14 protein-coding genes are annotated in these 12,918 nt (G+C 67.1%); 9 read left to right on the top strand and 5 right to left on the bottom strand.

Annotated features, from left to right (window positions below; all coding sequences use genetic code 11):
* Window positions 1–20: 20 nt before the first annotated feature.
* Window positions 21–362: a hypothetical protein gene (locus OJF58_RS06065; RefSeq protein ID WP_300782619.1), complete on the bottom strand. Its 342-nt coding sequence runs from the start codon at window positions 360–362 to the stop codon at window positions 21–23.
* A 206-nt stretch (window positions 363–568) separates the two neighbouring features.
* On the opposite strand from OJF58_RS06065, the gene OJF58_RS06060 reads away from it, so the two are divergent.
* A complete protein-coding gene (locus OJF58_RS06060; protein WP_300782616.1) occupies window positions 569–931 on the top strand; it encodes a hypothetical protein in 363 nt (120 codons plus the stop codon).
* Window positions 932–1,031: 100 nt separating this feature from the next.
* Here OJF58_RS06060 and OJF58_RS06055 read toward each other — a convergent pair whose 3' ends face one another.
* Window positions 1,032–1,604: a hypothetical protein gene (locus OJF58_RS06055; protein ID WP_300782614.1), complete on the bottom strand. Its 573-nt coding sequence runs from the start codon at window positions 1,602–1,604 to the stop codon at window positions 1,032–1,034.
* A gap of 113 nt (window positions 1,605–1,717) precedes the next feature.
* On the opposite strand from OJF58_RS06055, the gene OJF58_RS06050 reads away from it, so the two are divergent.
* The 4 genes from OJF58_RS06050 to OJF58_RS06035 all read left to right on the top strand — a co-directional run bounded on the left by OJF58_RS06050 (window position 1,718) and on the right by OJF58_RS06035 (window position 5,610).
* Window positions 1,718–2,155, top strand: a complete 438-nt coding sequence (locus tag OJF58_RS06050; RefSeq protein WP_300782611.1) for a PPC domain-containing DNA-binding protein — start codon at window positions 1,718–1,720, stop codon at window positions 2,153–2,155.
* 108 nt (window positions 2,156–2,263) lie between these two features.
* Window positions 2,264–3,097, top strand: coding sequence for a phytanoyl-CoA dioxygenase family protein (locus OJF58_RS06045; protein ID WP_300782608.1), 834 nt, complete (start codon window positions 2,264–2,266; stop codon window positions 3,095–3,097).
* Window positions 3,098–3,107: 10 nt separating this feature from the next.
* Complete coding sequence (locus OJF58_RS06040) at window positions 3,108–5,207, top strand: hydantoinase/oxoprolinase family protein (RefSeq protein ID WP_300782606.1); 2,100 nt, start codon at window positions 3,108–3,110, stop codon at window positions 5,205–5,207.
* Window positions 5,208–5,382: 175 nt separating this feature from the next.
* Window positions 5,383–5,610 (top strand): DUF6496 domain-containing protein, encoded by a 228-nt coding sequence (locus OJF58_RS06035; RefSeq protein ID WP_300782603.1) that lies wholly within the window; start codon window positions 5,383–5,385, stop codon window positions 5,608–5,610.
* Between the two features lie 16 nt (window positions 5,611–5,626).
* On the opposite strand, the gene OJF58_RS06030 is transcribed toward OJF58_RS06035, so the two are convergent.
* From OJF58_RS06030 to OJF58_RS06020, 3 genes are all read right to left on the bottom strand, one after another.
* Window positions 5,627–6,535: a polysaccharide deacetylase family protein gene (locus tag OJF58_RS06030; RefSeq protein ID WP_300782602.1), complete on the bottom strand. Its 909-nt coding sequence runs from the start codon at window positions 6,533–6,535 to the stop codon at window positions 5,627–5,629.
* A 2-nt stretch (window positions 6,536–6,537) separates the two neighbouring features.
* Window positions 6,538–7,497, bottom strand: a complete 960-nt coding sequence (locus tag OJF58_RS06025) for a D-2-hydroxyacid dehydrogenase (protein ID WP_300782600.1) — start codon at window positions 7,495–7,497, stop codon at window positions 6,538–6,540.
* A 302-nt stretch (window positions 7,498–7,799) separates the two neighbouring features.
* Window positions 7,800–8,243, bottom strand: coding sequence for a MarR family transcriptional regulator (locus OJF58_RS06020; protein WP_300782598.1), 444 nt, complete (start codon window positions 8,241–8,243; stop codon window positions 7,800–7,802).
* Between the two features lie 207 nt (window positions 8,244–8,450).
* Between OJF58_RS06020 and OJF58_RS06015 the strand changes: the two genes are divergently transcribed.
* The 4 genes from OJF58_RS06015 to OJF58_RS06000 all read left to right on the top strand — a co-directional run bounded on the left by OJF58_RS06015 (window position 8,451) and on the right by OJF58_RS06000 (window position 12,918).
* Window positions 8,451–9,599: a substrate-binding domain-containing protein gene (locus tag OJF58_RS06015; RefSeq protein ID WP_300782595.1), complete on the top strand. Its 1,149-nt coding sequence runs from the start codon at window positions 8,451–8,453 to the stop codon at window positions 9,597–9,599.
* Window positions 9,600–9,745: 146 nt separating this feature from the next.
* A complete protein-coding gene (locus tag OJF58_RS06010) occupies window positions 9,746–10,603 on the top strand; it encodes a branched-chain amino acid ABC transporter permease (protein WP_300782593.1) in 858 nt (285 codons plus the stop codon).
* A gap of 63 nt (window positions 10,604–10,666) precedes the next feature.
* A complete protein-coding gene (locus tag OJF58_RS06005; protein ID WP_300785191.1) occupies window positions 10,667–11,857 on the top strand; it encodes a substrate-binding protein in 1,191 nt (396 codons plus the stop codon).
* Window positions 11,851–12,918: a branched-chain amino acid ABC transporter permease gene (locus tag OJF58_RS06000; protein WP_300782591.1), complete on the top strand. Its 1,068-nt coding sequence runs from the start codon at window positions 11,851–11,853 to the stop codon at window positions 12,916–12,918. Before OJF58_RS06005 ends, OJF58_RS06000 begins: the two co-directional genes overlap by 7 nt.

Genomic DNA, 12,918 nt, shown 5'->3' with positions numbered 1-12,918 from the left:
GTCGCGGCGATCCTCGCGCTTTATCGGCCTTTCCATCCCTTCCATACCGGGCGCACGTCGGCCCACCGGTCGGCGTCCTGCCGTTGCGGTCCGGCGGACCGGCCTTCGTATTTCGCTTCCGACGTCGCCGATTCGCCGTCGACCTTCCGGCCATGCGCACCCTGGTCGCGGCGATAGCCGTACTGTCCCTCGCGGTCCTGCGGTCGGCCTTGCCACGGCCTGCGCGCCTGTTCCGGATGGGCCTTGCCGGCGCGGCCCTGCTTGTGGCCGGCATGGCCATAGTCCGGAACATCCTGCTGATCGCTGCCGCTGTAGCGGCCCGCCGACGCGTTCTTGTCGTGCGGCGGCTTCTTCGTCGGCATCTGCTTTCCTCCGACAACCATGCAGAGCGAACGTGCCGTGCGGCGGCGCGGTTGCAATCGATGCTTCGGTCACGGCGCCCCGAGATGCCGCCTCGAAAGGTTGCGTTCTGCGGTCCAATTTTTCGGGACAAGCCGTCTCGGCCGACCCGCAACTCGGGCCCCGTGACCGTCATTCCAAGGAGATGCATCGCTGAGAGGAGAAAATGATGACGATGAAATCGACCCTGATCGCAGCGGTCGCGATCCTCGGCCTTTCGGCCGCTGCCCATGCGCAGAATGCTCCGATGGAGCCAGGGGCGACCAATGCCCCGCCGGGTACATCCTATCCAGGAACGGGGAGCGGAGCCCTTCCGCCGTCGACCACGGGCACGGCCCGTCCGGGCGCTCTGGACTCGCCAAATGCGACGGCCGGCATGGCCGGCGCCCGCGCCCAGATCGAGGCGGCGGGCTTCACCAACGTGAAAGGCCTCAGCCACCATACCGACGGGACCTGGAGAGGTCGCGCCGTGAAGAACGGTATCGAGGTCGCCGTTGTCCTGGAGCCGTCCGGCCAGGTGATGGTCCGGTAGCTGCGTCGGCGCAAAGAGCCCGCCGGGCATCCTGGCCCGGCGGGCTTCGCTCGTCCGCTTACGGCCTGTTCGGCCGCGCCATCGTCATGCCGCTGGCATGCTATTTCCGAAGGATGATGAAGGGGAAAGGCGGCGGCTGCGGGCGCTCGAACGGGTTGAACAGGACGTTGAAGAGATGGCCGAGGAGCTGGCCCACGCGCGGATCTTCCGGGCCCGTTGCCGGCGTCCAGGCGGTGCTCTGCGACAGGGCGAGGTCGTTGCGGCAATAGACGGCGAAAAGATCGAAGGGCCGTGTCGGCCGCGGCTTGTGGCGGATCTGGCCGGCGCAGACGCGCGCGGCAGTCAGGTCGTTGGCGGGATTGAAGACCATCATCAGCCGATAGTCGGGGCGCGGCTCCTCCGCGGGCTTGGCGTAGGTGAAGGTGAGATCGGGCTGCGGCTTGTTAGCCTGCATGACCGGCAGGAGACGGCGCTCCACCTCTTCCTGCGACAGGGCCGGAAACGGATTGCCCGAGACCTCGACGCGGAAAGTCTTGCCGTTGGCGACGGCATAGAACTCGCTGTAGTCGTACTCCGGCGCGTAGTCCGTGCCCCCGATGCTGCCCGGTGTGGCGCAGCCGGCGAGGCAGGCAACGATAGCGATGATGATCGCGGCGGGCTGGCGGGCGCTCATGGATGGCAACCATGAACATGCAGGCGCTTTGCACTTTGTTCAAGGCCTCTGCCTGGCAACGGGACCGCGCCGCCGGCCGTTGCCAATCGGGTCAACTTTGCCGGGAGCGGGTCATGAAGTCGAAACTGGTCTGGCAAAACGCCGGCGAACGGACCTTCGTCCTCGTGCTCGACAGCGGCGCGGAAGCGTTCGGCGAGATTGCCGAATTCGCGACCCGCGCCTCGTTGAAGGCCGCATCGCTGACGGCGCTCGGCGCTTTCGAGCGAGCGACGGTCGGCTGGTTCGACGTCCAGAAGAAGGAATATCGGCCGGTCGTCGTCGACGAGCAGTGCGAGGGCTTGAGCCTTCTGGGCGACATCGCTGTCGGCGACGACGGCAAGGCGAGCCTGCACATGCATGCCGTGCTCGGCCTGCAGGATGGCTCGGTCCGCGGCGGCCATTTCCTCGAGGGCATCGTGCGGCCGACGCTCGAAGTGACCATCGTCGAGACGCCCGCGCATCTGCGGCGTCGGAAAAGGCCGGCGCTCGGCATCGCCCTCATCGACTTGTAGAATGGGCGGCGCAGGCATCGCATCGTGATTTGGCGGTGACGGCAATGCCTTGACCGCCCTGCTGCTTCGCCGGACCATCGCGACCACCTGCCAACGAACGGACCATCGATGCCCAAGTTTCTGTCGGAGGATGCGGTCGCGAGCTACAGGCGCGACGGCTACTACTTCCCGGTCGACGTGCTGTCGGCGTCCGAGACCCGCGCCCTGCGGGATCGCCTCGAGGAGCACGAAGCGCGCACCGGAGGCCCGATCCAGGGTGACCGCCGGCACAAGGCGCATCTCTATCTCACCTGGCTGAACGACCTGATCCGCCATCCGCGCATCCTGGATGTGGTCGAGGACGTGCTGGGGCCCGACCTGCTGTGCTGGAGCACGAGCTTCTTCATCAAGGAGCCGTCCGACCGCGGGTTCGTCTCCTGGCACCAGGACGCGACCTACTGGGGGCTGAGCTCGCCCGACGTGATGACGGTGTGGGTCGCCTTCACGCCGGCCAATCTCCTCAACGGCTGCATGAAATTCATGCCCGGCTCCCATCGCGGCCAGCTCGCGCATCGCGACACGTTCGACGAGGACAACCTCCTGAGTCGTGGCCAGGAGATCGCGGTCGAGGTCGACGAGTCGAAGGGCGTGGCCGTCCCGCTCGAGCCGGGCCAGGCGTCGCTGCACCACGTCCTGCTCGCCCACGGATCGGCGCCGAACCAGTCGGACGACCGGCGCATCGGCTTTGCCATCCGCTACATTCCGACCTATGTGAAGCAGGCGGTGGGCGCGAAGGACAGCGCCACGCTGGTCCGCGGGCGGGATCTCTACAACAACTTCGAGACCGAGCCGCGGCCCCGCGTCGACTGCGCGCCGGAAGCGCTGGCGGCCCATGCCGCCATCGTCGGCCGGCAGGTGCAGATCCTCTACCGCGGCACCGGCGAGGCGCACTTCCGCCCATAGAAGCCGTGCGTTGAAGAAAGCGTATCGAATCGGCATCGATGTCGGCGGCACCTTCACCAAGGCAGTCCTGATCGACAATGCGACGCTCGCGATCGTCGGCCGCTGCGCCGTGCCGACCACGCATGGCGACAAGCGCGGCGTGGCGAAGGGCGTCGTCGACGTTTTCCATGCCGTGCTCGACCGGTCCGGGGTCGATCCGAAGGACGTGGTCTTCATCGCCCACAGCACGACCCAGGCGACCAATGCGCTGCTGGAGGGCGATGTCGCGCCGGTGGGGGTGATCGGCATGGCCGGCGGCCCTGCCGCCGAGCTGGCGCGCGAGCAGAGCCGGATCGGTGCGATCGAGCTCGCGCCCGGCCATGTGCTGAAGCCGGGCCATCGCTTCATTGCCGCGGAGAAGCTCGACGAGCGCACGGCGCGGGCGGCCGTGACGGCGCTGCGCGGCGAAGGCGCCGGCGTCGTCGTCGCCACCAGCGCCTTCGCCGTGGACGACAATGCGGGCGAGGAGCTGGTGCGCCGCGCGGCGGCAGCGCAGGGGCTTCCGGTGACGTGCGGGCACGAGATGTCGAAGCTCTACGGGCTCGCGGCGCGCACCCGCACCGCCGTCGTCAACGCGAGCATCCTGCCCAGGATGCTCGACACCGCGGCGATGACAGAGGCGAGCGTGCGCGAGGCCGGCATCGAGGCGCCGCTGATGATCATGCGCGGCGACGGCGGCGTCATGGACATTCGCGAGATGCGCCGCCGGCCGGCTATGACCATGCTGTCCGGACCCGCCGCCAGCGTCGCCGGCGCCCTGATGCATCTTCGGATCTCGGACGGGATCTACTTCGAGGTCGGCGGGACCAGCACCAACATCGGCGTCATTCGCAACGGCAGGCCAACCGTCAGGTACGCCCGCATCGGCGGGCACGAGACTCATCTCAGCTCACTCGACGTGCGCGTGGTCGGGATGGGCGGCGGCAGCATGGTGCGGGCGAGGGACGGGAAGCTCGGCGAGATCGGCCCGCGCAGCGCGCATATTGCCGGCTTGCGCTATGCCGCCTTCGCCGATGCCGATCGCTTTGCCGGCGCGGCCGTCGCGCACATTCGGCCGAAAGGCGACGATCCTGCCGACTATGTCGCCATCCGCTCCGCCAGCGGCGATCTCCATGCGCTTACCGTGACCTGTGCCGCCAATATCCTGGGCTATGCAAAGCCCGGCATGCATGCGTACGGCGATCCGCAAGCGGCGCGTGCCGCAATGGCGCCGCTTGCGGACATGCTCGGCACCTCGATCGAGGATACGGCGCGCCACATCCTGCGACGCGCCGCCGACAAGGCGGCGCCGATCGTCGAGCAGCTCGTCGCTGAATACGACCTCGATCGCGATCAGGCGGTGCTCGTCGGCGAAGGCGGCGGGGCCGGCGCGCTCGTTCCCTTCCTGGCGGAGCGCATGGGCCTGCCATACCTCATCTCCAGGGATGCCGAGGTGATCTCCTCGATCGGCGTGGCGCTCGCGCTGGTGCGCGAGATGGTGGAGCGGCTGATTCCCGATCCCGGGCCGGACGACCTGAGGGCCATCCGCCGGGAGGCTTTCGATGCCGTGGTGCGGATGGGAGCCGCTCCCCAGACTGTCGAGGTGACCATCGAAATCGATCCTCATACCCGGCACGTGCGCGCCACGGCGGTCGGCGCCGTCGAGATGGACTCGGCTGCGCGTTCGGCGGTCACGGAGGACCAGGCGCGGGCGATCGCGGCGGCCTCGCTGGGCATGCCGCCGGAGGCCACCTGTGTCACTGCATCGACCGATCGCATGCGGGTGATTCAGGCGGCGCTCGCAGATCGACATCCCGTGCGTGTCGTCGATCTCGAAGGCGCGGTCCGCCTGCAACGCAGCGATGCCCGCGTGCAGACATCGACCGTCGAGCTGGTCGTGGATGCGATGGAGCGGCTTTGGAAAGCGGCCGAACGGCCGCCGGAGATCGTCTTGCTGACCGGCAGCCATCTCATCGATCTTGCAGGTTGCGCATCGTTCGACCAGGCATGTGCAATCGTGCGTACCGAGCTCGAAGGCTCGGCACTCGACGCTACGGTCGTCCTGGTAGCGATGGGCGCGTTGCGGCGCTGACCCAGCGCATTGGACGTGCGCGCCGCGTGCAACGTCCGCCCGGTCCTCGCGTTATGGCGGTGACAACCCGGAGGCTGCCATGGGCTTTGGTCGTGGAATTCTGCTTTGGCTGCTCGGCATTCCGTTGCCGGTCATCATCCTGCTGGCGATCTTCTGGCGCTAAAGGGGACTGAACATGGCTCGATATTCACGCAGCGCGGGCAAGGACGTGAAACGCGCGATGACCCGGCGCAAGAAGGGAACCCTGAAGCGCGGCAGGGGCGGCAAAGGCGGCAAGGTGAAGAGCCGCAAGCAGGCCATTGCCATCGGTCTTTCCGAGGCGCGGAAGAAGGGAAAGAAGGTCCCCAAGCGCAAGACGGCGAGCCGGAAGAGGAAGACCGCCAGCCGCAAGAAGAAGTCCTAAACGGCTTGTCTCGCTCTCACGAAGGCGGCGGAACCATGGTTCCCTTCGGCAGCGAGGCGCAGTGGTCGTAGATGTCGGAGGGCCGGGTGAACCAGACCTGATCCTTCTGCGGATGGTTCACGATGTGCTGCAGCGCCTCGCGCAGGCAACGCAGCCGGTAGGGCTGGCCCACGATCATCGTGTGCAGCGCGATCCCGCAAACCAGAGGCTGGCGCGCCGACTGGCGCAGCAACTCCTCGAACTGGCCGATGACGAAGTCGCGGAACTCCTCCGGCGAATGATGCCGCACGAGGATCTGCGGGCTGTCGTTGATCTCGAGCGGATAGGGCACGCTCATCAACGGGCCCGAGCGCGTCCGCATCCAGAGTGGCTGGTCGTCGGCCGGCCAGTCCATCAGGAAGTCGAAGCCGGTCTCCTTCAGGAGATCCGGTGTGTGATGGGTCGAAGCCATCCACGGCGCCATCCAGCCGCGCGGCCGCTTGCCCGAAGCCTTCTCGATGGCATCGCGTACTTCCTCCAGGAATCGGCGTTCGTCGGCCTCCCACAAATGGCCGTGGCGCTCGGCATTGGTCCGCCCATGGCCGATGAACTCGTCGCCGCGTGCCTTGAGCGCGTCGACGACCCTGGGCGCATAGTCGAACACCGAGGTGTTGATGAGATGCGCGGCCGGCAGGTTCAATTCGTCGAACAGCTCCAGGCAGCGCCACACGCCGACGCGGTTGCCATAGTCGCGCCAGGCGAAGGTGCGCGGATCGGGCGGCGTGCCGGCGACCGTCAGCAGATGGCCCTCGCCGGCGCCGAAGGCGAAGTGCTCGATGTTCAGCCCGAGATAGACGGCGAGCCGCTTGCCGCCCGGCCACGAATAGTCGGGCCGGTCGACGATCGGCGAATAGGCGTATCGGTTGTGATAGGGAAGGCGCAGCATCGTCAGTATCCCGCATGGCGATCGACGACTTCCAGCAGCGGCTCGCCGCGCACGAAACGTCCGAGATTGTCGACGAACAGCCGGGCGACGAAGCGATCCCGCTGCGGGTGCGGTCCGCCGATATGCGGCAGCACGATGATTCCCTCCGTCTTCCAGAAGGGATGATCGGCCGGCAAGGGCTCCTGGCGGAAGACGTCGAGCACGGCGCCCGCGATCCTCTTGGCCTTCACGGCAGCGATCAGATCGTCGTCTTTGACGAGATGGCCGCGGCCGAAATTCAGCAGCCACGCGGTCGGCTTCATCCGGTTCAGCCGCTCGGCGTTGACGAAGTTGTCGGTTTCCGTTGTGGCGGGCAGCAGCAGCAACAGGAAATCCGACTGCGCCAGCACGTCCGGCGTCCGCTCTGCCGGCAGCACTTCGGCGACGTGCGGCACGGTTGTCGGCCGGCGCTTCGTGCCGATCACCCGCATGCCGAGCGCGTCGGCAAGGCGGGCGACTTCCTGGCCGATCGCGCCGAGCCCCAGGATGCCCAAGGTCTTGCCGGTGAGCGGTTGCGCCACGGTATGAACCCATTGGCCGCGCTTCTGGTTCTCGACCGCGGCGGCGTAGGGCTTGGCGACATGGAACAGTGCGCCCAGGATATTCTCCGGCATCGACTCGCGATGCGTGCCGCGGGCGCAGGTGAGCGTGAGGCCGGCCGGCAGATCGGGCAGGGCGAGCCAGCCCTCGACGCCTGCCGTCATCGACTGCGCCCAGCGCAACTTCGGCATTGCCGACAGCAAGCCAGGCGGCACCCCGGCGGCGATCAACGCCTCTGTCCGGGCCAATTGGTCGGCGGAGGGCTTCTCCTTGCGCGGCAGGGTCTCGATCTTCACCTGGTCGGCGAGGCCGGCGGCGGCGACGGCATCGACATAGGCGGCGGGAGAATCGGTCCACAGAAGGACCTCGGTGCGGGTAGCCAAGATCGCGCCTCCTCGTCTGCGTGGCGGTCGAAAGCCGTCGGCGGCGGCACGCTATCACAAAAGGGCGAGGCCGCGTCGGCGACGCAATCGCCTGTCGGCTTTGGCCGCGAGATATGCGCAGGCATGCTCTGCCGCTTGTGCCAGGGAGGAGTTAGGATGCGCCGGCGACACTAGCAGAAGCATCGCCGGCGCGGCTGCCGGACTTTAGGGCGCACGGGAAAAGTCGGCAGCCGCCCCAAGATGGGTGGAGCCCGCGCCCCCGGCCAGTGACCATGTTGAGCCCCGACCGCTCCGGGGCCCGGTCAGCCGGCGCGGTCGATCAGGGTCTCGAGCAGCCGCTTGAGCTGCGCCATGGCCTTGCCGCCGTAATTCTCGGCGATGAACGCCTCCTGGCCAACCGCCAGACGGGCAAGTCGCCGGGTCAGGGCCTTGCCACGGTCGGAACAGTAGATCAGCACCTTCCGCCGGTCGCCGGGATCGGAGATCCTGTACACCAGCGAATCGGCCACCATGCGGTCGATCGTCTTGGTGAGCGTGGGATGGTTCAGCAGGGCCGCCTCGGCAAGATCGCCCATCGATCGCCCGTTGCCGTCCGACAGCACTTTCAGGATGCGCCATTGCTCGACGGGCACGCCTTCGGCACGCAGTCGTGCTTCGAGCTGGCGGTTGATCTCGCGGTTCGCCTGGGCGAGCAGATAGGCGAGGTGGTCGGTGATGGGGGCATCGGCGGAAGGCGAATCGGACACGATCAGATCCCGAGACTCTGGAGGGGGCACGCGCAATGACGCATATTGCGGCCTATATGTACTTCAACGGTTGAAAATTCAACTTTCTCCGCCCGGAAGATGTGTCGCGGCAAGGGTGGTTCCGTCCGTCCGGCAGCGGATGCAGGATGAGCGGGCGGAGGTCGCTATGGGAGGCGTTCCTGTGGACACAGCCGGTGGCAGGGCCCGATGCTAGGGGAAGGCCCGGTTTCCCTCCTGGGGTCGGCGCGGGCGCCCGGCCCGCTGCACGCGGTGGGGGCCGGCCTGCCGGGCGAGTTTCGCCGCCGGGACCGGCAAAAGCTGCGCATCGCGCACTTCACGAGCCTGACCGGATCGGCCGGTATCTGGGGGCCGCCCTCGGTCAACAGCGCCATCCTCGCCGCCGGCGAGATCAACAAGCGCGGCGGCATCCTCGGCCGCGAGATCGAGTTGGTGATTCACGATGCCGGCCGGCCACCGGACGAGCTGACGAGGGCGGCCGAGGATCTGGTCGCCTGCGACGATGCGGACGTGGTCGTCGGCTGCCACATGAGCGCGGCGCGGGTGTCGTTGCGGCGGACCTTCAAGGGCCATCTTCCCTATGTCTATACGCCGATCTACGAGGGCGGCGAGCGCACGCCCGGTGTGCTTGCGATCGGGGAGACGCCGCCCCGACAGGCGCGGCCGGCGATCGCCTGGCTCGCCGAGCACAAGCGGGCGCGGCGCTGGTACCTGATCGGCAGTGACTATGTCTGGCCGTGGCTCTCCCACCGCGCCGTCAAGCGCTACATCGCCGACACGGGTGGGTGCATCGTCGGCGAGGATTTCGTGAGCGTGGGCGAGCACGACCACAGCCGCTACCTCGACCGCATTCGGACCATCCAGCCCGACGTCGTCTTCATCTCCCTGATCGGCCTCGATGGCATCGTCTTCAACCGCGCCTTCGGCGAGTGCGGCCTGAGCGCAAGGATCCTGCGGCTGGCGAACTGCGTGGACGAGACCGTGCTGCTCGGGATCGGCGCCGACAACACCGCCAATCTGTTCGCCGCTTCGGGCTATTTCGCAAGCGTGCCGACGGCTCAGGGCGAGGCCTTCCGTGCAGCATATCACAGCGCGTTCGGCGACTTCGCGCCGGTGCCCGGGTCCACCACCCAATCCAACTACGAGGGCCTCTACTTTCTCGAAGCGGTCGCTCGGCGCGCCGGCGTCCTCGACCTTCGCAGCCTTTCCGCGGCTGCCGAAGGCTCGGTCTACAGCGCCGGCCGTGGCGCGCTCGGCATGCGCCGGCAGCGCGTCGAGATGCCGATCTACTTCGCCGAAGCCGACGGTTTCGACTTCCGGCTGGTGGAGAAATTCTGACCGTCGTGGCCGTGCCCGACCGGCCCGACGCTGCGGCAGGAATTTGGTTGAAGACAAAAATATTTCTGTTTTAAGTACTTAGCTTCGGAACGGTTCCGAGCTGCCGCCACGATGGCGGCAGCAACTCGCGGTCCGGCGTGGTGGTCATGGGCGACGAAGTCAAGCTCGCGTTCGACCTGCTAGCCTTCATCTCGGTCATGGTGCTGATCGTGCTCGGGCTCGGCATCATCGCCAGCATGATGGGCATCTTCAATTTCGCCCACGGCGAGTTCGTCCTTCTCGGCGCCTATACGGTCTACCTCTTCCAGAGCAGCGGATGGTCCGGCTGGGCCGGCATCCTCGCCGCGCCGGTCGTGCTGGCCGTGGTCGGCCTGGTGCTCGAACGGCTGGTGATCCGGCGCTTCTACGCGGCACCCATCATCGCCATGCTGGGGACCTACGCGATCGGCCTCATCATCCGCGAGACGGTGCGCGCCCTGCTGGGCGGCCAGTACCAGTCGATCGACGAACCGTTGAGCGGCGTGTTCACGCTGCTCGGCTTCAATTTTTCGGTGTGGCGCTGCGTGATCGTGCTCACGACGATCTGCATCATCGCCGCCACATGGCTCTTCCTGGCGCGCACATCGCTCGGCCTGCAGGTCCGCGGGGCGCTCGAGAATCCCAACCTCGCCCGGGCCTGCGGGATTTCGACCAGCAAGCTCTATGCCATGACCTTCGCCTTCGGCGCCGCGCTTGCCGGCCTTGCCGGCGCGCTGATCGTGCCGCTCTACCAGCTCTCCGCCGACATCGGCACCCGTTTCCTGGTGCAGGCCTTCCTGTCGGTCATGCTGGGCGGCGTGGGCACCTTCGAGGGACCGGTGCTGGGCGCCGCCGCGGTCGGCGGCATGGCGGCGGGACTGCCGTGGATCGTGATCCCGGTGCTGGCCGATCCGCTGGTGTTCGTGATCGCGCTCGCGATCGTGAAGTTCCGGCCGCAGGGATTCATCACTCAAGGGAGGCTCTGAGCCATGACAGACAAATCGACTCGCGAGGAGGCATCGCCGCAGGGCCTCGGTCGCCGCCGTCTCATGGGGGCAAGTGCGCTCGGCGCCGCCGGGTGGATCGCCGCCGGCGGCGGCTGGTTGCTGGCGCCGAAGGGAGCGCGAGCAGCCGACGCCATCAGGATGGGCATCGCCACCGACATCACCGGCGCGATCGCGCCGTCGGGCAATGCCGACTGGCAGGTCGCGCAATTCACGGTCGAGCGGATCAACAAGGGCGGCGGCATCCTCGGCCGCCAGATCGAGCTCTATCTCGAGGACACCGCGTCGGATCCGAAGATCGCCGTCGGCAACGTGCGCAAGCTCATCCAGGAACGCAAGGTCAACGTCGTGCTGGGCGGCATCACCTCGGCGATGCGCCAGGCGATCAAGGATCCGATCGTGAATCGCGGCCGCACGCTGTACATCTATCCGCAGCTCTACGAGGGCAAGGAGTGCACCAAGTACCTCTACTGCACCGGACCGACACCGGCGCAGCAGTGCGACAAGCTGATCCCCTATCTGATCAAGACGCTCGGCAAGAAGCGCTTCGCCATGCCCTCGGCCAACTATGTGTGGCCGCAGCTCCTCAACAAGTACGCACGCAAGCTGATCGAGGAGAACGGCGCCGAGGTCGTGTTCGAGGAGTACTACCCGCTCGATCAGGCCGAATATTCGGCGACGATCGGCAAGATCCGCGACGGCAAGGTCGACTGCGTGTTCAACACCGTCATCCCGCCGGGCCTGCAGCCGTTCATGAAGCAGCTCTACGAGTCGGGTTTCCAGAAGCGGGGCGGGGCGCTGGCTTGCGTCTACTTCGACGAGAACCTCCTGAACTATCTGCCGGCCGAGGAGATGGACGGCCTCTATAGCTGCCTCGACTATTTCCAGGCGGTCGACGATCCGTTCAGCAAGGAGCTCCAGGCGGAGTATTCCAAACGCTTCCCCAACACGAAGTATCTGTTCACCGCGGGATCGGCGGCGACCGGCATGTATCGCGGAATCAAGCTGTACGAGGTCGCGGTCAAGGCAACCAACGGCGATCTGAAGCGCGAGGCGGTGTCGGCGGCCTACGACAAGGCCAAGATCGACGAGGGTCCCGGTGGCGGCGCCGAGGTGGTGCCAGGCCATATGCACTGCAAGATGAACATGTACATCGCGCAGTGCAAGGTCGACGCCGGCAAGCCGCGCTACGAGATCATCAGCAGCGCCAAGATGGTCGATCCCAAGGAATGCTGACCGAGGCGGGCTCCGATTTGACCGTTGCCCCGCAAGCCTCGAAGGAACGGCGAGCGGCGGCCAGGGCGCGGCCGTTCCGTCGTGTGCTGCCGTACCTCGAGATCGGCGCGCTCGCGGTCGCGCTGATCTTGCCGCTCGCCCTGGGCGATCGCACGGACCTCGTGACTCTGGCGACCAACATCCTGATCCTGTCGATGCTCGCCATCAGCTTCGATCTCTGCTGGGGTCTCGCCGGCATCATGAGCTTCGGCCAGGCGCTGTTCTTCGGCGTCTCGGGCTATGTGATCGCGCTGGTCGGGCGCGACCTCGACTTCAGCGAGCTGTGGGCGACCCTGCCGCTGGCGATGCTGGTCGGTCTTGCCCTGTCGGGGCTGTTCGCGGCCTTCCTGCTGCTCGGCCGCAAGACGCCCAGCATCATCTTCGTCGCCTTCGGCACGCTCACCGGCTCCTATGCCGCCGAGCGCCTGGTCTCGGGCTGGCAATATGTCGGCGCCGGCAATGGCCTCTCCTCGGTGAAGCTCCTGAAGCTCGGCGCCTACGAGTTCGTGGAGGGCGACGCCTTCTATTTCCTCGCGCTCGGGCTCCTGCTCCTCGTCTATCTCGGCGCGCGCTTCTTCAAGCAGTCGCAGCTCGGCCTGGTGCTGGCCGGCATGCGCCAGAACGAGGAGCGGCTGGCCTTCCTCGGTTACCGCGTGCAGCTCTTCAAGGCCCTCCTGTTCTCCTTCGCCGGCATGGTCGCCGGTCTGGGCGGCGCGCTCTACAGCTACCATCAGGGCTTCATCGGCCCGGGCAACATGGGGCCGGGCCTCTCGACCACCGCCGTCGTCTACTGCCTGCTGGGCGGCTCGGGCACGCTGATCGGTCCGATCCTCGGCACGGCGGTGGTCGAGGGCCTGTCCTACGCGCTGTCCGACATCGCGGCCATCCGGCACATATGGCCGGTCGTGCTCGGCCTGGTGCTGCTGCTCGTGGTGATGTTCCAGCCGAGGGGCATCGTCGGCCTGTTCGTGTCCGACCGCGAGCGCATCGGCGCCTACGGCCGGCGCCGGCGGGCGGGTTGA

It is taken from the genome of Enhydrobacter sp., from assembly GCF_030246845.1.
Lineage (GTDB): Bacteria > Pseudomonadota > Alphaproteobacteria > Reyranellales > Reyranellaceae > Reyranella.
The sequence above is the reverse complement of the archived record's forward strand: the minus strand, read 5'-3'. Positions and strand labels throughout refer to the sequence as shown.

Excerpts from the sequence above, each read along its gene's own strand:
- OJF58_RS06000 (WP_300782591.1), top strand. The coding sequence starts at position 11,851 with ATGCTGACCGAGGCGGGCTCCGATTTGACCGTTGCCCCGCAAGCCTCG.
- OJF58_RS06060 (WP_300782616.1), top strand. The coding sequence starts at position 569 with ATGACGATGAAATCGACCCTGATCGCAGCGGTCGCGATCCTCGGCCTT.
- OJF58_RS06045 (WP_300782608.1), top strand. The coding sequence starts at position 2,264 with ATGCCCAAGTTTCTGTCGGAGGATGCGGTCGCGAGCTACAGGCGCGAC.
- OJF58_RS06065 (WP_300782619.1), bottom strand. The coding sequence starts at position 362 with ATGCCGACGAAGAAGCCGCCGCACGACAAGAACGCGTCGGCGGGCCGC.
- OJF58_RS06035 (WP_300782603.1), top strand. The coding sequence starts at position 5,383 with ATGGCTCGATATTCACGCAGCGCGGGCAAGGACGTGAAACGCGCGATG.
- OJF58_RS06005 (WP_300785191.1), top strand. The coding sequence starts at position 10,667 with ATGGGGGCAAGTGCGCTCGGCGCCGCCGGGTGGATCGCCGCCGGCGGC.
- OJF58_RS06050 (WP_300782611.1), top strand. The coding sequence starts at position 1,718 with ATGAAGTCGAAACTGGTCTGGCAAAACGCCGGCGAACGGACCTTCGTC.
- OJF58_RS06055 (WP_300782614.1), bottom strand. The coding sequence starts at position 1,604 with ATGAGCGCCCGCCAGCCCGCCGCGATCATCATCGCTATCGTTGCCTGC.
- OJF58_RS06010 (WP_300782593.1), top strand. The coding sequence starts at position 9,746 with ATGGGCGACGAAGTCAAGCTCGCGTTCGACCTGCTAGCCTTCATCTCG.
- OJF58_RS06015 (WP_300782595.1), top strand. The coding sequence starts at position 8,451 with ATGCTAGGGGAAGGCCCGGTTTCCCTCCTGGGGTCGGCGCGGGCGCCC.
- OJF58_RS06030 (WP_300782602.1), bottom strand. The coding sequence starts at position 6,535 with ATGCTGCGCCTTCCCTATCACAACCGATACGCCTATTCGCCGATCGTC.